Origin of the sequence: Streptomyces albidus (ex Kaewkla and Franco 2022), assembly GCF_013870515.1 — a bacterium.
GTDB lineage: Bacteria > Actinomycetota > Actinomycetes > Streptomycetales > Streptomycetaceae > Streptomyces > Streptomyces albidus.
The window spans coordinates 1-17,439 of sequence record NZ_JACBXA010000029.1; the positions used below are offsets into that span (position 1 = coordinate 1).

General features: G+C 69.5%; 13 protein-coding genes, 1 pseudogene and 1 riboswitch. Of the genes and pseudogenes, 5 read left to right on the forward strand and 9 right to left on the reverse strand.

All coding sequences use genetic code 11. The features are described 5' to 3' along the window. Positions 1-819 (reverse strand): annotated as a pseudogene (locus H5J26_RS07700) (cobalamin biosynthesis protein CobG); the annotation flags it as partial. A 57-nt stretch (positions 820-876) separates the two neighbouring features. Then, a riboswitch (cobalamin riboswitch) is annotated at positions 877-1,025 on the forward strand. Between the two features lie 32 nt (positions 1,026-1,057). Here H5J26_RS07700 and cobN point away from each other — a divergent pair. Beyond that, a complete protein-coding gene (gene cobN, locus H5J26_RS07705; RefSeq protein ID WP_181764970.1) occupies positions 1,058-4,699 on the forward strand; it encodes a cobaltochelatase subunit CobN in 3,642 nt (1,213 codons plus the stop codon). 404 nt (positions 4,700-5,103) lie between these two features. On the opposite strand, the gene H5J26_RS07710 is transcribed toward cobN, so the two are convergent. Further along, positions 5,104-6,282 (reverse strand): acyl-CoA dehydrogenase family protein, encoded by a 1,179-nt coding sequence (locus H5J26_RS07710; protein WP_181764971.1) that lies wholly within the window; start codon positions 6,280-6,282, stop codon positions 5,104-5,106. Positions 6,283-6,409: 127 nt separating this feature from the next. On the opposite strand from H5J26_RS07710, the gene H5J26_RS07715 reads away from it, so the two are divergent. From H5J26_RS07715 to H5J26_RS07730, 4 genes are all read left to right on the forward strand, one after another. After that, positions 6,410-7,072 (forward strand): TetR/AcrR family transcriptional regulator, encoded by a 663-nt coding sequence (locus tag H5J26_RS07715; protein WP_181764972.1) that lies wholly within the window; start codon positions 6,410-6,412, stop codon positions 7,070-7,072. A 101-nt stretch (positions 7,073-7,173) separates the two neighbouring features. Beyond that, a complete protein-coding gene (locus H5J26_RS07720) occupies positions 7,174-8,736 on the forward strand; it encodes a methylmalonyl-CoA mutase family protein (RefSeq protein WP_181764973.1) in 1,563 nt (520 codons plus the stop codon). Further along, entirely contained in the window at positions 8,733-9,158 is a 426-nt protein-coding gene (locus H5J26_RS07725; RefSeq protein ID WP_181764974.1) for a cobalamin-dependent protein, read from the forward strand. The genes H5J26_RS07720 and H5J26_RS07725 overlap by 4 nt, the downstream gene beginning before the upstream one ends. A gap of 33 nt (positions 9,159-9,191) precedes the next feature. Next, a complete protein-coding gene (locus H5J26_RS07730; RefSeq protein ID WP_181764975.1) occupies positions 9,192-9,971 on the forward strand; it encodes an IclR family transcriptional regulator in 780 nt (259 codons plus the stop codon). 10 nt (positions 9,972-9,981) lie between these two features. On the opposite strand, the gene H5J26_RS07735 is transcribed toward H5J26_RS07730, so the two are convergent. The 7 genes from H5J26_RS07735 to dctP form a co-directional block, all read right to left on the reverse strand. Further along, positions 9,982-10,377 (reverse strand): Zn-ribbon domain-containing OB-fold protein, encoded by a 396-nt coding sequence (locus H5J26_RS07735; RefSeq protein ID WP_181764976.1) that lies wholly within the window; start codon positions 10,375-10,377, stop codon positions 9,982-9,984. Continuing rightward, entirely contained in the window at positions 10,368-11,546 is a 1,179-nt protein-coding gene (locus H5J26_RS32220; RefSeq protein ID WP_181764977.1) for a thiolase family protein, read from the reverse strand. The genes H5J26_RS07735 and H5J26_RS32220 overlap by 10 nt, the downstream gene beginning before the upstream one ends. Then, entirely contained in the window at positions 11,536-13,035 is a 1,500-nt protein-coding gene (locus H5J26_RS07745) for an AMP-binding protein (protein WP_235980479.1), read from the reverse strand. The genes H5J26_RS32220 and H5J26_RS07745 overlap by 11 nt, the downstream gene beginning before the upstream one ends. A gap of 163 nt (positions 13,036-13,198) precedes the next feature. Beyond that, positions 13,199-14,110, reverse strand: a complete 912-nt coding sequence (locus tag H5J26_RS07750; protein WP_181764979.1) for an LLM class flavin-dependent oxidoreductase — start codon at positions 14,108-14,110, stop codon at positions 13,199-13,201. A 1-nt stretch (position 14,111) separates the two neighbouring features. Continuing rightward, positions 14,112-15,416, reverse strand: a complete 1,305-nt coding sequence (locus H5J26_RS07755; protein WP_181764980.1) for a TRAP transporter large permease — start codon at positions 15,414-15,416, stop codon at positions 14,112-14,114. Position 15,417: 1 nt separating this feature from the next. Further along, on the reverse strand, positions 15,418-16,005 hold the full coding sequence (locus H5J26_RS07760) for a TRAP transporter small permease (RefSeq protein WP_181764981.1): 588 nt from the start codon (positions 16,003-16,005) through the stop codon (positions 15,418-15,420). A gap of 39 nt (positions 16,006-16,044) precedes the next feature. After that, on the reverse strand, positions 16,045-17,037 hold the full coding sequence (gene dctP / locus H5J26_RS07765) for a TRAP transporter substrate-binding protein DctP (RefSeq protein WP_181764982.1): 993 nt from the start codon (positions 17,035-17,037) through the stop codon (positions 16,045-16,047). Positions 17,038-17,439: the final 402 nt, after the last annotated feature.

The window sequence follows — 17,439 nt, forward strand, 5'->3', positions numbered from 1 at the left end:
GCTCGACGGTCCCTCGACGACGCCCGGCGCGGGCGCCGCCCCGACGGGCACCGGGATCTCGGACACGCACCTGGCGGGAACACCGCGGCTGCTGAGCCTTTCGGCGAGTCCGTGCGCGAACAGGCCCTTCCCGTGCGGCAGTTCGCGCACGCGCCACGCGGGCTCGTCGCTCTCCCTTGCGGCGACGGCGAGGAAGGCGTCGGCGGCGAGCAGGGCCGAGGACGCGGCCTCCGCCGCCGGCACCAGCACCGCTTCCGTCTCGCTTCCCACGCGGAGCAGAGCCTCGTCGCCCGGCAGAGCGATCAATGTCACATCCGGATCGAGCGCCGCCACGTCGCCGCGCCCGTCGTCGAGGGCGAAGAGGAAGCGTCCCGACAACTGCGTGGCGGCCTCACTCGCGCACAGCAGCTCGTCCAACCGGGTCGCCCAGCGCACCACTTCGGCGTTCCCCGCACCGTCGAGCCCGCTGAGCGGGGAGGCGACGATGTTGCGGACGCGTTCATGGCGGGGGGCGGGCAGCAGCCCCAAGCCGTCGAGCGCGGAGGCCAGTTGTGGCGCTTCCCTCTCGTCGAGGCCCCGGAGCTGGAGGTTGCCGCGTGAGGTGATGTCGAGGTGCGCGTCGCCCAGCTCCTCGGCCACGTCCGCGAGTGCCAGCGCCTGCCGCGCGCTCAACAGACCTGCGGGGATGCGGATGCGGGCGAGCGCGCCGTCGTCGGCGGGGTGGAGGCGCAGCGCCCCGGGGCAGGCGTCGCCGCGGTCACGTACGGGCTGTATCGCCGGTTCGGCCCGATCTGGACCGGTCGAGGTGAGTTGCGGCATGGCCGGAGCATACCGACGGCCTCGCGCACCGGCCTCACCTGCGCCGTTGATGTGACCCTTACTATGTTCCGCGGTGGGCCCCCCGGGCCCGCCACCGTCAGCGACGGCGTCAGGGGAGGAAGCCGGTGTGAATCCGGCGCGGTCCCGCCACTGTGAGCCCGGCACGGCCGGGCGAGCCAGGAACTCCCGCCGTCTCTCTTCACTGCCTGGGGCGCGGACCCCGAGGAAGGCCTGCCGCATGATCCTGCTGCTGTCCACGTCCGATACCGACCTGCTCAGCGCGCGTTCCGCGGCCGGTCCGGTGGGCTACCGGTACGCCAACCCCTCCCGGATCGAACTCGAGGACCTCCCGGCTCTGCTGGAGGACGTCGAACTCGTCGTCGTCCGGCTCCTCGGCGGGGTCCGCGCTTGGGAGGACGGCCTGGCGAAGGTCCTGGAGCAGGGCCGTCCCGTCGTGGTCCTCACCGGTGAACAGGCGCCCGACGCACAGCTGATGGAGAACTCCACCGTCCCCATCGGCATCGCGACCGAGGCCCACGCCTACCTCGCACACGGCGGCCCCGGGAACCTCGAACAGCTCGCCCGCTTCCTCTCCGACACCGTCCTGCTCAGCGGTCACGGCTTCGAGCCCCCTTCACCGGCGCCCACTTGGGGGCCGCTGGAGCGCGAGGCGAAGCCGGACGTGACGGGCCCCACGGTCGCGGTGCTCTACTACCGGGCCCATCACATGAGCGGCAACACCGACTTCGTCGACGCCCTGTGCGCTGCGATCGAGGAGGCGGGGGGCCGGCCGCTCCCGTTGTACGTCGCCTCGCTGCGCGCACCGGAGCCCGAACTGCTCGACGCGCTGCGGCCCGTGGACGCCGTCGTGACGACCGTCCTCGCAGCCGGCGGGACGAAGCCGGCCGAGGCGTCGGCAGGAGGCGACGACGAGGCCTGGGACGCCGGCGCGCTCGCCTCGCTCGACGTGCCGGTTCTGCAGGCGCTCTGCCTGACCAGCCCGCGCAGCGCCTGGAAGGACAACGACGAGGGCGTCTCGCCGCTGGACGCCGCGAGCCAGGTGGCGGTGCCCGAGTTCGACGGCCGTCTGATCACCGTGCCCTTCTCCTTCAAGGAGATCGACGAGGACGGTCTCCCGGCGTACATCCCCGATCCCGAACGCGCCGCCCGGGTCGCGGGGATCGCCGTACGCCACGCCTGGCTCGGGCGAACGGCCCCCGCGGACAAGCGAATTGCGCTGGTCCTGTCCGCGTATCCGACCAAGCACTCCCGCATCGGGAACGCCGTCGGCCTCGACACCCCGGCCAGCGCCGTCGCTCTGCTGCGACGGCTGCGTGAGGAGGGCTACGACTTCGGCGACGCGGGCGAGGGCCCGGAGGCCGAGCCCGTTCCGGGCCTGGAGTCGGGGGACGGCGACGAGCTGATCCGTGCGCTGATCGAGGCGGGCGGCCACGACCAGGAGTGGCTGACGGAGGAGCAGCTGGCCCGTAACCCCGTGCGTGTCCCGGCGGCCGACTACCGCCGCTGGTACGCCGAACTCCCCGCCGAACTGAGGGAGTCGGTCGAGGAGCACTGGGGGCCGCCACCGGGGGAGATGTTCGTCGACCGCAGCCGCAACCCGGACGGGGACATCGTGCTCGCGGCCCTGCGCCGAGGGAACCTCATCATCCTCATCCAGCCGCCGCGCGGCTTCGGCGAGAACCCGATCGCGATCTACCACGACCCCGATCTGCCGCCCTCCCACCACTACTTGGCCGCCTATCGCTGGCTCTCCGCTCCGCGGGACGGGGGAGGTTTCGGCGCCGACGCGATGATCCACCTCGGCAAGCACGGCAACCTGGAGTGGCTGCCCGGCAAGAACGCCGGTCTCTCCGCCGCCTGCGCGCCCGACGCCGCCCTCGGGGACCTGCCGCTGATCTACCCCTTCCTGGTCAACGACCCGGGTGAGGGCACGCAGGCCAAGCGCCGCGTGCACGCCACTCTCGTCGACCACCTCGTGCCGCCCATGGCGCGCGCGGACTCCTACGGGGACATCGCGCGTCTGGAGCAGCTCCTGGACGAGTACGCGGCGGTCTCCTCCATGGACCCGGCGAAGCTGCCCGCGATCCGCGCCCAGATCTGGACGCTCATCCAGGCGGCCAAGCTCGATCACGACCTGGGCCTGGAGCAACGTCCCGACGACGACGGGTTCGACGACTTCCTGCTGCACGTCGACGGCTGGCTGTGCGAGGTCAAGGACGCGCAGATCCGCGACGGCCTGCACGTGCTGGGCAACGCTCCGACAGGCCCCGAACGCGTCAACCTCGTCCTCGCGATCCTCCGGGCCCGGCAGATCTGGGGCGGGACGGCCGCGCTGCCTGGGCTGCGCGAAGCCCTCGGGCTGGACGAGTCGGCGGCGGTGCGTACAGACGCCGACGCCGTCGAAGGAGTCGCCCGCGTGCTCGTCGAAGCGATGGAGGAAGCCGGCTGGGACCCTGAATCGGTGACCGCCGCGGTCGCCGGACTTCCCGAGGAGCGGCGCGAACAGGCCGGTCCCGTGGCCGACATCCTCGACTTCGCCGCGCGCGAGGTCGTTCCGCGGCTGGCGTCCACCACGCAGGAGATCGACCACGTCGTGCACGCCCTGCGCGGCGGATTCGTGCCGGCGGGCCCGTCGGGCTCGCCGCTGCGGGGTCTGGTCAACGTGCTCCCGACCGGGCGCAACTTCTACTCCGTCGACCCCAAGGCGGTCCCCAGCCGGCTCGCCTGGGACACCGGTGTCGCCCTCGCCGACTCGCTGCTCGAGCGCTACCGCGCGGACAACGGCGAATGGCCGGCCTCCGTCGGACTGTCCCTGTGGGGGACCAGCGCGATGCGCACCTCCGGTGACGACATCGCCGAAGCCCTCGCGCTGCTGGGGATCCGGCCCGTCCGGGACGACGCCTCGCGGCGCGTCACCGGTCTGGAGCCGGTGCCGCTCGAGGAGTTGGGCCGCCCGCGCGTCGATGTCACGCTGCGCATCAGCGGATTCTTCCGGGACGCCTTCCCGCACGCGGTCGGGCTGCTGGACGACGCCGTGCGCATGGCCGCGGGCCTGGACGAGCCGGCCGAGGACAATCGTGTACGGGCGCACACCCAGGCCGACTTGGCGGAGCACGGCGACGAACGCCGCGCCACCACACGGATCTTCGGCTCCCGCCCCGGCACGTACGGAGCGGGCCTGCTCCAGCTCATCGACTCCCGCGACTGGCGCACCGACGCCGACCTGGCCGAGGTCTACACGGCGTGGGGCGGCTACGCCTACGGCCGAGAGCTCGAAGGCCGCCCGGCGCGCGAGGAGATGGAGACGGCCTACCGGCGCATCGCCGTCGCCGCCAAGAACACCGACACCCGTGAGCACGACATCGCGGACTCCGACGACTACTTCCAGTACCACGGCGGCATGGTCGCGACGGTACGTGCGCTGCGCGGCACCGCACCCGAGGCGTACATCGGCGACTCCACCCGCCCGGAGACCGTGCGCACCCGCTCCCTGGTGGAGGAGACCTCCCGCGTCTTCCGTGCACGTGTCGTCAACCCTCGCTGGATCGCGGCCATGCAGCGCCACGGCTACAAGGGCGCCTTCGAACTGGCCGCCACCGTCGACTACCTCTTCGGCTACGACGCCACCACCGGCGTCATCGCCGACTGGATGTACGACAAGCTCGCGGCGACCTACGTCCTGGACGCCGACAACCGCGCCTTCCTCCAGGAGGCCAACCCCTGGGCGCTGCACGGCATCACGGAGCGCCTGCTGGAGGCGGAGTCCCGCGGCATGTGGGCCAAGCCGGACCCGAAGGTCCTGGAGGAGCTGCGCGAGGTCTTCCTGGAGACGGAGGGCGAGCTGGAGGACGACGGGTGAACCGGCCCTAAGCCCTGTCTGACAAATCTCGCCTTGCTCGCGACGACTCATCCTCCCCCGCTTCGCGGGAGGTGCCCCCAGTTGTCGCATCGACCGAGTAGCGCACTACGAGGGCGATCCTCCGCCTTGCGGCTGCACGCACCATCCGCCGCGAGCGCCGCCTGCGCGGCGGACGACGCCATTTGTCAGACAGGCCCTAGGAGCAGCGGTGTCCGTCTTCTTCGCCTTCAGGCCGACAGAGGGGTGAGCCACGGACCCGCCTGTTCCGGCTCGGGCACTTCCCTGTGCGAGGGATGAGGGTTGCCGTCCGCGACATGTGTTGCGGACGACAGCCCCTCGTCAGCCAACTCGGGCAGTCCGCCCTCAACTGCCGTCCCCGGAGAGGGCGATCGCCGACCGAGCCGTCAGCGGAAGGCCGCCTCGCCCGTCAGCGCCTGGCCGATCACCAGCTGGTGCACTTCGGACGTGCCCTCGTAAGTGAGCACGGATTCAAGGTTGTTGGCGTGCCGCATGATCGGGTACTCCAGCGTGATGCCGGCGGCTCCGAGCAGCGTGCGGCATTCCCGTGCGATGGCGATCGCCTCACGCACGTTGTTGAGCTTGCCCAGGCTGACCTGCTCGGGCCGCAGCGAGCCCTCGTCCTTGAGCCGGGCCAGATGCAGCGCCAGGAGCATGCCCTTGCCCAACTCCAGCGACATGTCCGCGAGTTTGGCCTGGGAGAGCTGGTACGCGGCAAGCGGCTTGTCGAAGATCTCGCGCTGCCGGGCGTAGTCCACGGCGGTCTGGAGGCAGTCGCGTGCGGCGCCGAGCGAGCCGAAGACGATGCCGTAGCGGGCCTCGTTCAGGCAGGACAGCGGACCGGAGAGCCCCGCCGCGCCGGGCAGCACCGCGGACTCCGGCAGCCGTACGTCCTCGAGCACCAGCTCGGAGGTGACCGAGGCGCGCAGCGACATCTTCTTCTTGATCTCCGGTGCCGAGAACCCGGGAGTGTCCGTGGGCACGACGAACCCGCGGACCCTCTCGTCGGTCTGCGCCCAGACCACGGCCACGTCGCTGACCGAGCCGTTGGTGATCCACATCTTGTTGCCGTTGAGCACCCAGTCCGAGCCGTCCCTCACGGCGCGGGTGCGCATGCCCGCGGGGTTGGAGCCGAAGTCCGGTTCGGTCAGGCCGAAGCAGCCGATCGCTTCGCCGGCAGCCATCGCCGGCAGCCACTGCTGCTTCTGCTCCTCGCTGCCGTACTTCCAGATGGCGAACATCGCCAGGGACCCCTGTACGGAGACCAGCGAGCGCAGCCCCGAGTCGCCCGCCTCCAGCTCCATGCAGGCCAGCCCGTATGCCGTTGCGCTCGTGCCCGCGCAGCCGTACCCCGTCAGATGCATCCCGAGGACACCGAGCGAGCCCAGCTCCCTTGCCAGCTCCCGGGCGGGGACGGTGCCGGCCTCGTACCAGTCGGCAAGCCTCGGCTTCACCTTGTCCTCGACGTACCGGCGGACGGTGTCCCGGATGGCGCGGTCCTCCTCGCCGATCAGCGAGTCGGTGCCGAACAGTCCGAGCGGGGTCTGGGGTGTCACGGGGGGCACGAAGATCTCCTCGTCACCGTACGACGTCAGGTCTCCGGGACGCTAACCTGACAGCGTTAGGTTTGACAAGGACGCCACCCGGCGGCCGGGGCCGGGGGATTTCGAGGGAAGGGAGGACGGTGAGGACATGGCCCGTCCCAGGTCGCCGCTGCTCAGCCGCGCACGCATCCGAGACACCGCCCTGGAGCTGATCGACGCCGAAGGCATCGACGCGCTCTCCATGCGGAAGCTGGCCCTGGAGCTGGATGTGAAGGCCGCCTCGCTCTACAGCCACTTCCCCAACAAGGACGCCGTCCTGGACGCGGTGGCGAACCTCCTCACCCAGCGGGTGGACACCTCAGGGTTCAGGAGCGGCTGGCGTGCCGGTCTCGAGACGTGGGGCAGGTCCTACTACGCCGCGCTGAGCGCCCATCCCCGCGCCGCACCCGTGGTGGCCGCCGGCACCGGCAGGCGTGAGGACTTCCTCGCCATGGCGGACGCCGTACACGGCGGCCTCGTGGGTGACGGCTGGCCCCCGCGCCACGCGACGATGATCGCCGCCTCGGTGAAGTACCTCGTCATCGGCGCGGCCACCACGCCGTTCGGCAGCGGCTTCGCCGACGACACCCGCGTCTATCTCGACCGCTACCCGAACCTGGTCCAGGCCCACCTCATCCCGGACCATGCGGAGGAGATCGACGAGGACAGCTTCGAACTCGCCCTCGGCTGCCTGCTTTCCGGCCTCGAACCGCTGCACGCGTCGTTCGCGGACGCCGCCGCGAGGCGGCGCCGGGCCGGGACCTCTCGCTGACGAGGGGGGCTTCACTCCCCGAGACCACCTATTGAAATAGCGGTGCCATGGTGTGAAACTCGCTCGGAAAGAACTCTGTACGAAGCGAGCGTGACGCGAGCATGGCTGAGCCGCCCGACCCCGGGACGTGGGCCAACGACGCCCAAGTCCCCATCATGCGAACCTACGCGTCGTACGACTCGCCGGGGGAGCTGCCGCTGCGCACCTGGTCCCAGGAGCGCACGCGATCACCGGGGCCCTACCGTCCGAGGTTCATGGTCTACTCCGGGCTCGGTTCACCGGAGGCGACCGCCGAGCGGTTGTCCGTGCTCCAGCAACTCGGCGCCGAATCCTTCCTTTTGGCGGCCGACCTGCCCTCCCAGCTCGGGTACGACGCCGATCACGAGCTGGCGTTCGCCCAGGTCGGCAGGGCCGGCGTCTCGTGCACGACGCTCGACGACTTCGCCACCATCGCCTCCCGGCTCGACCTCGACGCCGCCGACAGCCTCGGAATGCTGGCCAACTCCGTCGGGCACATCGGCCTCGCGATGGTGGTCTCGGTCCTTCGGGACCGAGGCGCGACCGGCGTCCGGCTCGTCATGCAGAACGATCCGCTCAAGGAGTTCACAGCGCGGGGGACCGAGATCCATACCCCGGAGCAGGCTCTTCGGATCGCCTGCGACTGCGTCGCCTACGCGATCGACGAAGACATCCCCGGAGCCGCGATCACGGTCTGCTCCAACCATTACGACGTGGCAGGAGCCGGCCCGGTGGCAGCCGTCGCTCTGGCCTTCGCCAACGGACTCGTCTACGTCGACGAGTTGGTGCGGCGCGGGTACGAAGTCGCCGACGTGCTCGGGAAGATGATGTTCTTCCTCAACGAGCGCAGCGACGTGTTCGTCAGTGCGTCGCTGTTCCGGACCGCCCGCGTCCTGTGGGCGGAGCTCGTGCGGGACCGCTACGGCCTCGCGGTCGAACGCCAGCCAGTGATGACGGTCATGGGCTATGCCCACGGTCTCGAATCGGCCGACGAACCGTTGGTGAACGTCCCCCGCGTCACCCTCAGCGTCCTCGGCTCGATGATGGGCGGGGTCGACTACCTCTGTGCGACCGGCTACGACGAGGCACTGCGCATCCCCTCGGTCGACGCCGCTGCCCTGGCCCTCCGAACGATGCAGGTCGTCGGCTACGAGCACGGCGCGACGGCCTCGCACGACCCGCTCGCCGGCAGCGAGAAGCTCGCCGCCCTCGACGAAACGCTCGCGCGGCAGGTCAAGGAGGAGATGCTCCGGATCGAGGACAACGGCGGCGCCCTCGAAGCGCTGCGCAACGGCTACATCAGTCAGCGCATCGACGACGGACGGGGCATCCGGCAGCGCCAACTCGAGGAGGGAGAACGCGACATGGTCGGCGGCAACGTACTGAGCAGTCCGCAGCACAGGCATCTCTTCGCCGGACGGAGCGCGGGAGAGGTCGACTTCGCAGCCGTCGAGCAGCAGGTGCGCGAGCGGCTCAAGCTCCACAAGGAGAGCAGGGACAACGAGGCGGTGCGTGCTGCTCTGGATCTTCTCGAGCGTGCGGCGGCGGGCACGGACAACCTCCTCCCGCCGACGATCGCCGCTCTCAAGGCGGGCGCCACGTCGCAGGAGTTGGTCACGGCGACCCGCGCGGGGTTCGGGCGATGACCGGGGCGATGGGGCGCGTCATCCTGGCCAAGGTGGGCCTGGACGGACACGACGTCGGTGTCAATCTGGTCGCGAAGACCCTGGTCGACGCCGGGTTCGAGGTCGTCTACCTCGGCAAGCGGGTCTCCACGGACCAGATCGTCGGTACGGCCGTCGACGAGGACGCCGAATTCATCGGAGTCAGCTGCCTGAGCGGAGGGCTCGGCCACTTCGCCGTCAACGTGGTCGAGCGTCTCCGCGAAGAGGGCGTCGACATCCCCGTCATCGCCGGCGGTATCGACGAGCCGGGCGAGATCGAGAAGATGCTGAGCGCGGGCGTCCATCGCCATCTCGGCCCCGGCTCCAGCAGGGAGAAGGTCGTCGAGGCCTTCGTCTCCGCGCGGGACGCCAGGGCCGGGAGTGCGGACCCGGGGCCTTGTTAGATTGGGCGGCGACGCCAGGAGGGTGCTAGTCCAGTGGAGCCTGAAGCCGATTCATCCGCCGCGACACCCGTACGGTCGGTGGCGCGCGCGATCGACATCCTCATGGCGCTCGGGAACGGTCCGCGCCGGCTGGGGGACGTCAGCAGCGAGACCGCCCTTTCCAAGACGACCGCGTACCGCATCCTGTCCACGCTGAGGCAGAAGGGCATGGTGCTGCAGGACGAGACCAGCGGTGAATACCGGCTCGGGCCGGCCTGCTTCCATGTGATGTCCAGCGTCGTCAGCGGGCGTGCCGGCTTTCCCTTCGACGCGGACCTCAACCTGGAGCAGCTGCGCGAGCAGACCCAGGAGACCGTGACCGTGCACGTGCGTGCCGGTTACTCGCGCATCTGCATCCAGGAGCTGCCCAGCCCTCAGGCGATCCGGTACACGGCGGGGCTCGGAGTGAGCGCGGGCATCCACGTCGGGTCGGCGGGGAAGGTGCTGATCGCCTTCATGCCGCCGTCCGAACGCGAAGCGCTGCTGCGCGCGTTGGAGCCGCGGGCCATGACGCCCGACACGATCACCGACATGGACGTCCTGCGTGAGCAGCTCGACGAGGTCGCACGGCGGGGCACGGCGTTCAGCTCCGGTGAGCGCGTCTCGGGGGCCGTGGGGGTGAGCGCTCCTGTCTTCGACGGCGCCGGATTCGTCGTCGCCGCGCTCAGCGTCCTCGGGCCCGCCTCCCGTCTCGGCGACGCGCGGCTGAAGGAGTTCGAGAAGCTCGTCCGTGAGACGGCCGAGCAGATCACCGGCCGTACGCGCCCGAACTGAACACCCTCGCTCAGGCGGCCGGTTCGAACCAGTATGTCGGCTTCCCGCTCCCCGTTCCGCTCACCACGATCCGTACGGGGCAGGGCAGTCGAACGGCTTCGGTGAGCCCGCGTACCCGCCCGAACAGGAGAGGCCCTCCCTCGTCCACCCTGACCTGTCCGAGCGTGTACGGCGCTTCCAGCCCGGGCCGTGCGACGTGCACCTCGGTGAAGGTGAGCAGCGAAGCGGTGCCCGCGAAGGCGATGTCCTCGACGTCCCAGCTCCCGCAGCGGTGGCACACGGCCCGCCCGGGCCACACGGTCGTCGAACAGCCGGTGCACCGGCTCCCGACGAGGGAGCCGCGGGAAGTGTCGAATCGTGGGCGTTCACCGGTCGGCGTCCGGGCGAGCGCTTCTTCTAGTCCCATGGTTCCGCCCTCTCCAGGATGTGTACGTTCGCCGCCGCCGACTCCCCTTCGAGCCAGCCGCCGCTGTTCTGCGCCAGGGCGAACCGGGGACGTGCCACCTGGCGTTCACCGGCTTCTCCCCTCAACTGCCAGACCAGTTCGCAGATCTGGGCGAGCCCGGTCGCTCCCACGGGGTGGCCACGTGAGGAGAGCCCGCCGCTGGTGTTCATGGGCATGGAACCGTCGATCCTGGTCGCTCCGCTGCGGAAGAACTCGGCGGCGCGTCCCGAATCGCAGAAGCCGAGCTGTTCCGCGTAAAGCAGTTCCGCGGGCGCCATGGCGTCGTGGACCTCGGCCAGGTCGATGTCGCCCGGCCCCAACCCGGCCTCGCCGTAGGCCTTCTCGGCGCACATCGTGGACAGCGAGCTCTCGCCGTCGGGGTCCGCGGTGAAACCGGAGGCTCCCTGGGAGGCGGCCACCTTCACCGTCGCCCGGCTGCCGGCCGGCAGCGCGCCCTCGCGCGCGACGACCGCCGCTGCCGCCCCGTCACAGATGGAGCTGCACATCAGCAGCGTCAGCGGATCGGCGATGACGCGCGCCTCCCGCACCTGCTCGGGTGTGACCTCCTTGCGGTGCTGTGCGTACGGGTTGAGAGCCCCGTTGGCGTGGCTCTTGACGGCGACATCGACGATGTCGTCCAGGCTCAGCGAACCTTCCGCGATGAGGCGCCGCAGACGCATGGCGTAGATGGCGGTGAACTGGATGCCCAGGCCCTGCACCACATCGAGGTCGGCGGCGGACTCCAGAGCGTCGAGTGTCGAGGAGAGGTCGGAGACGAACATCTTCTCGAAGCCGACCGCCAGCACGACGTCGGCCGCGCCTGCACGTACGGCCATGACCGCCTGTGCCAGTGCGCTCGATCCGCTGGCGCAGGCGTTCTCGACGTTGACCACGGGGATCCTGTCGATGCCCGTCTCGCGCAACACCGTTTGCCCGCGCACCATTTCCTGCCCCTGGAGCAACCCTGCCATGGCGTTGGCGCTGTAGGCGGCCTGTACGTCCTTGACGCCGATCCCGGCGTCGACGAGGGCCCGTACGGTCGCGACGCGCGAGAGGTCCTTCAGCGACAACTCCGGGAAGCGGCCGAACGGATGCATCCCGACACCCGCGATCACCACGTCATCGGTCACAGCGAACCTCCTGCCTCAGCAGGGACTTGATGCCCTGCCTGTCGACTTTGCCGTAGGAGTTGCGGGGGATCTCCGACCACACGGCCACCTGCTTGGGCGCGCGCATGCCGAGCCTCGGACGGGCGAAGCGCAGGACCTCCTCCTCGGTCAGAGCGGCTCCCGCGCGGGGACGCACGACCGCGGTCACCACGTCCCCCCAGCGCTCGTCCGGCATTCCGAGTACGACTACTTCGTCCACGGCACTGTGCGTGCAGAGCACCTCTTCCACCTCGCGGGGCGCGATGTTGAACCCGCCGGAGATGATCATTTCGTCCTGGCGGCCACGCAGATGGATGAAGCCACGCTCGTCCACGACGGCCAGGTCCTTGGTGCGCAGCCAGCCGTCCCGCAGCACCTCGGCGGTCTCCGCGGGCTTGTTGAGGTAGCACGTCATCATGTGCGAGCCCTGGACGAAGACTTCACCCGTCTCGCCGACGCCGACGGCACCGCCGTCCTCGTCGCGCACTTCCACGGCCACCGTCCTCCACGGCCGCCCCGCAGACAGGCGTGCCTTCGGGTCGAGGTGGTCGTCCTTGTGCAGGCAGGTGATCGTCATGGGCGCCTCGGACTGCCCGTAGTCCTGGACGAGTGTCGGGCCGAAGCGCTCGACGGCGCGGTCGAGTACGGGTGCCGGAATGCTCGAGGCTCCGTAGACGATCGTCTCGTAGCCCCAACTGCCCTTCTCCGCCGCAAGCACCGGCTCGAGCATGGCCGGAACGAGCTTGAGGGTCCTGACCCGCTCCCGCGTCGAGAGACTCCACACCTCTTCGGGGTCGAACTTCGGTTGTACGTGCACGCCGGCACCGCTGAGCAGGTAGGGGAGCGTGAAGTAGCCGGCGCCGTGTGAGACGGGCTGGGTGAGGACGATCTGCTCTCCCGGCACCACGGGGCCCAGCTCCAGCAGAAGGTTGAAGGCGACCTCGCGCACGGCGCGGTGCGAGAGCTGCACGCCTTTGGGCCGGCCGGTCGTGCCCGAGGTGTAGGAGACCCAGGCGGGCAGCTCCGGGTCCATCTCGCGGACCCGGACCTCCCCGGAACCGTCTTCGACGAGCTGCTCGAAGGAGATCTCGTCGGGGAGCGGGGGATCGAACGAGATGGTGACGATCCCGAACTCCTCGCGCAGCGCGGCGGCCTGCTCGGAGAACTCCGCGGAGTGGAACAGCACTCGCAGGCCGGCGTCGGCCGCGACGTAGCGGAAGTCCTCCAGATGCAGCCGGGCGTTGAGCGCGACCCGGACCCGCCGGGCCAGGGCGATGGCGACGTCCGCCTCGACGTAGGCCGTGCGGTTGTGCGACAGGATGCCGACCGCTGCGCCGGGCGGGACGCCCAGTGAGTCGAGGGCGTTGGCGAGCCGTTCGCCTCGGGCCAGCAGCTGCTGCAGCGTCCAGGAGACGCGGCCGTCGTCCACCGCGACCGAGTTCGGGTGACTGCGTGCGGCCCGACGCAGCAAGTACGCGGTGTCCAGGGCGGTCTCCTCTTACGTGGCGTCGGTTCCGGGATGTGCCGGAGCCTAACAGTGTTTCGTTCTACGGATCAAACGTTCCGTAGAGTGGTCCTTGTGGTCTACGCTCCCGCGTCCGAGCCGGGCGGCCGAGGGAGCGGTGTTGCTGCGCCTATGGCGAGGGGGAGGGGGCGGACCGCGCCACCGCGGTGAGCATCTCCCGGCTCGCGTCGTTGCTGATCCCGGGCCAGTTCGTACGGATGACGAGGTCGGTGATCCCCATGGCCGACAGCTCCTGCATCTGTCCGCGCAACTCCTCGGCCGTACCGACGAGATAGGGGTGCTCGCCAGGTCCGGCCGCGCCGCTGCCGTATCCCCATTCGCCGTACAGCGCGGTGCGTTCACGCACCGCGCGGTCGGCGGCATCCCGGCCCGTCACGTCGGTGACCAGTACGTCACGGCGCAGGGCGACCCGCCCGGGGCGAGGCGCCTGTGACAGCAGATCCGCTATGCGCGACGGCGGTGCCTGCGGGCCGATGAAAGGAGTGAAGCCGCGGTCGACCGCGCGGCCGAACGCGCGGCGGTTGCCGGCCGCATACCAGACGGGCGGGTGCGGCTCGTTCATCGGCCGCATGGCCAAAGTGGCGTCCGTGTCTCCGACGGCAGCGCCGCTCCACCACGCGATCATGCTGTCCAGGGCCTGGAGTTGGGCTTGGAGCCTCGACTTCCAGGGAGCGCCGAACGCGGCGAACTCGACGTCGCGGTAGCCCTGCCCCGCACCCACGACCAGGCGCCCTCCGGACATGGCGTCGATCGTCGCCAACTCCTCGGCGAGCTGCACCGGGTGGAGCAGGGGCAGCAGCAACACCCCTGCCACGAGCTGCATCTCGCCGGTCTCCGGGATCAGCCGGGACAGCAGTGGAAGCGGCTGGAGATAGGCACGCGGCCCGGTGAGGAAGTGCTGGCCCGCGACCACCGCGGAGTACCCCTCGTCGTGGGCGGTGTGGGCGGTGCGCAGCGCGTCGGCGGCGAGTTCCGCGCCGCTCGCACGGGTTCCCCCGTGAAGTGCTACGGCGAGCTTCATGTCATGCCTTTCCCAGCAGCAGGTCGGGGAGCCACAGCGACAGTTCGGGGAACGCCACGAGGGCGACGAGCATCACCCCGTCCGCCGCCAGGAAGGGCCAGATGCCGCGGAAGGCCTCGGCAACCGGGACCTTCGCCATTCCGCTGACGACGTAGACGTTGAGCCCCAGGGGCGGAGTGAGAAGTCCGATCTCCACTGTCTTGACGAAGATGATCGCGAACCAGTACGGATCGAATCCGAAGGTCTCGATCAGCGGGAAGACGATCGGGATGGTGAGCACCTGGATGGCGAGTTGGTCCATGAAGGCGCCCAGCACGATGTAGACGCACAGCAGGATGACCAGGATGGGGTAGGGGCCGAGCGGCAGCCCCGCGACCGTGTCGGCGAAGCTCTGCGGAATCCTGGTCGCCGACATGAACCGCCCGAAGATGAAGGCGCCCACGATGATCATGAAGATCATGCCGGTGGTCTCCGCGGCCTCACGGGCGGCGGCGAACAGGTGGGGGAAGCGGATCTTTCCGAAGACCAGCGCCAGGATGCCGATGCCCAGCACGCCCACAGCCGCGGCCTCGGTGGGCGTGTAGAGACCGGCGTAGATCCCCACGATCACCAGGCCGATCACCGCCAGGATGGGAGCGGCCTGCCCCGTCGCGGTCAGCTGCTCCCGCGCGGTGAACCTGGGTCCCTTCGGGAGGCTTTCGGGACGCACCCTGGCGATGACCGCCACCGCGCCGATCAGTGCCACCGCCGTGAGCAGTCCGGGAACGACGCCGGCGGCGAAGAGCCGCGCCACTGATGTCTCGGTCAGCAGCGCGTAGACGATGAGAGTGATGCTGGGCGGGATCATCACCGCGATGGTTCCGGACGACGCTATGCACGCGAGGACGGTGCGCTGTTCGTAGCCGTACTTCTTGGACTCCCTGATCGATACCTTGCCGAGGGCGGCGGCGTTGGCCGTCGAGGACCCGGAGGCTGCGCCGAGCACCGCTCCGGCGCCGACGATGGCCATGGCGAGCCCACCGCCGATGCGCCCCACGAGGGAGTAGGCCCAGGCGAACAGCCGTCCCCACAGGCCGCCTTGTGTCCCGAGCGCGCCCATGAAGACGAAGAGCGGAATCGACAGCAGCACGAAGTTCGCCGATTCGCGGTAGACGGAGGTGCCCAGGTAGGTCATCGCGATGTCGGGCCCGAAGGCCAGCAGCGAACCGCACGTTCCCGAAACCAGCATCGCGAGGCCGGCAGGCGTACCGATGCCGAGAAGGACGATCAGGGAGATGAGGCTGGTCAGAATGCCGAGGGTTTCCATGTCATGTGTCTTTCGCGGCGTTGCCGGCCCCGGCAGGGGATTCGTCGCGCCCACCGCGACCGGAGTCCTCGTCGATCGCTTCGCCGGTCTGGGGCCTCTCCTCGGCCAGCCAGGCCCGGCCCTCGCGCACCACCCGGAGCAGCAGCAGGCAGATTCCGGCGAAGATCAGGAACCTGAACGGGGCGATGTCGAAGGTGTACAGACCGACGGTCGACTCCTCCGTACGCGCGGACATGACGGCGGTCGTGAGCGCCGCCCACGCTGTGACCGAGAGGCCGGCGACGCAGACGCCGAGGACGACGCGTTCCACGGGTACCGCCCATTTCGGGGGGAGCCGCCTCGTGAACACGGTGATGCGCAGATGGCTGGCCGCCGACAAGGAGAGATAGATGAGCGCGATCATCAGGCAGCTGTTGATGAATTCGTTGCTCGAGGGGATCGGCCGCCCGAAGAGAGCCCGCGAGGCGATGCCCGCGAGCACGATGAGCGCGATGACGATGAGAACCGCGCCGGCGAGGTTCGCCGCGAGATCGTGAACTCTGTCGACGGCGGCCCGTTTCTCAGGTGGACGTGCGTCGTGATTGGCCATGGTCCCTCTTCTCGAGATGTGCCGACTCGAAGCCAGGCTTCACTTCTTCGTTTCTCGCGACAGCAACCGCTTCCACTGGGCGATGGCGTCCTCGACGGTCTCGCGCTTCATCCCGTCGCCGACCAACTGGTCAGTCCATTCGCCTTCCACGTCCGCCAGTTCCGCTTTGAGCCGCGGGCTCCGCTCCGCGGTGTGCACGTCTATCCCGTCGCGCTTCCACTGCTCGATCTCCGAGGTGACCTGGTCGCGCAGCTGCGTCGACGCCTTCACGACGGCCCGGTCGCCCGCTTCCTCGAGGGTGTGCCGGTCCTCCCGGGGGAGGGCGTTCCAGCGGTCGAGGTTCATCGTGTAGCAGACCGGGAACGCGCCCAGATCCACTCCGATGACCGCGGATTCGATGAGTTCGTAGAACGAGTAGTCCCGCATGCTCGTCACCGAGAGGCTCAGCCCGTCGATCACCCCGCGGTTGAACGCGTCATAGGCTTCGGCGGCGTTGAGGTCCGTGGAGATGGCACCGGTGGCCTCGATCGAATGCGGCAGGATGGTGCCGGCGGCACGGATCTGCTTTCCGGAGAGCTTCGAGACCGAGTCGACGGACTTGTCCGAGAACTGCATCTGGTAATTCGTCGTGGTGAAGCAGAACAGCGGCTTCATGTTCCACTTCCGGAAGTCCGACTGGATCCGCCGATTCGACTGCACGTACTTCCAGAAGGCCTTCGACGCACCCACGACGTTCCGGTCCTCGAAGAGCCCGGGAAGTTGCGGGACGTACATCAACGGCATCTGGCTGTCCATGTACAGGATGTTCGCGACGTCGGCCGCCCCGGTGCGCACGGCCCAGGGGTTGTCCTCGACGGCTATGAGTTGCTCGGAGTCGCGGTAGTCGAAGCTCAGCCGTCCCCCGGACTGCTTTTCGACCTGCTTCATGTACGGCTGGAACCCCGCCTCGCTGATGGAGTGGCTGGGCGTGTAGAGGTCTGCGACCACGAGCGCTTCGTGCGGTCCGGTCCCCGTGGTGCCGCACGCGGTCATGGCGAGACACCCGGCTACGACCGCCGACGTACGGATCCGGCGAACCCACATCCCTGATCTTCCCTCCGGAAGCCCTTGCGGTCCGCCTGGTGAAACGCGCGTGCCGCTCTGTGATGGGCGATGTTGGCAGTCCGGTTTCAGGAGGTCAATAGAAGTGCAGAAGGGCAGGGCAAAGCAGGCTCAGAATGCCGTGGATGCATACGACTTGTATGGATGTGTCGCCACTGGCGAGGGGCCCCGCGTATTCAGGGGCGCACGTGGGCAGCGGAAGCCGTGCCCCGTTGGGGCAGGGCCGGTCGAGACGGAGCCGGTCGTCGTACCGGGCTCGGGCAGCGTCTTGGCGCCGGACGGAGCCCCGGGTGAAGTTGACGGGATTGAGGCCGTTCCGCCGCCGGACCGGGA

Bases quoted from the DNA above. Each gene is read 5' to 3' on its own strand.
- cobN (WP_181764970.1), top strand. From the start codon at position 1,058: ATGATCCTGCTGCTGTCCACGTCCGATACCGACCTGCTCAGCGCGCGT.
- H5J26_RS07715 (WP_181764972.1), top strand. From the start codon at position 6,410: ATGGCCCGTCCCAGGTCGCCGCTGCTCAGCCGCGCACGCATCCGAGAC.
- H5J26_RS07720 (WP_181764973.1), top strand. From the start codon at position 7,174: ATGGCTGAGCCGCCCGACCCCGGGACGTGGGCCAACGACGCCCAAGTC.
- H5J26_RS07725 (WP_181764974.1), top strand. From the start codon at position 8,733: ATGACCGGGGCGATGGGGCGCGTCATCCTGGCCAAGGTGGGCCTGGAC.
- H5J26_RS07735 (WP_181764976.1), bottom strand. From the start codon at position 10,377: ATGGGACTAGAAGAAGCGCTCGCCCGGACGCCGACCGGTGAACGCCCA.
- H5J26_RS07750 (WP_181764979.1), bottom strand. From the start codon at position 14,110: ATGAAGCTCGCCGTAGCACTTCACGGGGGAACCCGTGCGAGCGGCGCG.
- H5J26_RS07755 (WP_181764980.1), bottom strand. From the start codon at position 15,416: ATGGAAACCCTCGGCATTCTGACCAGCCTCATCTCCCTGATCGTCCTT.
- H5J26_RS07760 (WP_181764981.1), bottom strand. From the start codon at position 16,005: ATGGCCAATCACGACGCACGTCCACCTGAGAAACGGGCCGCCGTCGAC.
- dctP (WP_181764982.1), bottom strand. From the start codon at position 17,037: ATGACCGCGTGCGGCACCACGGGGACCGGACCGCACGAAGCGCTCGTG.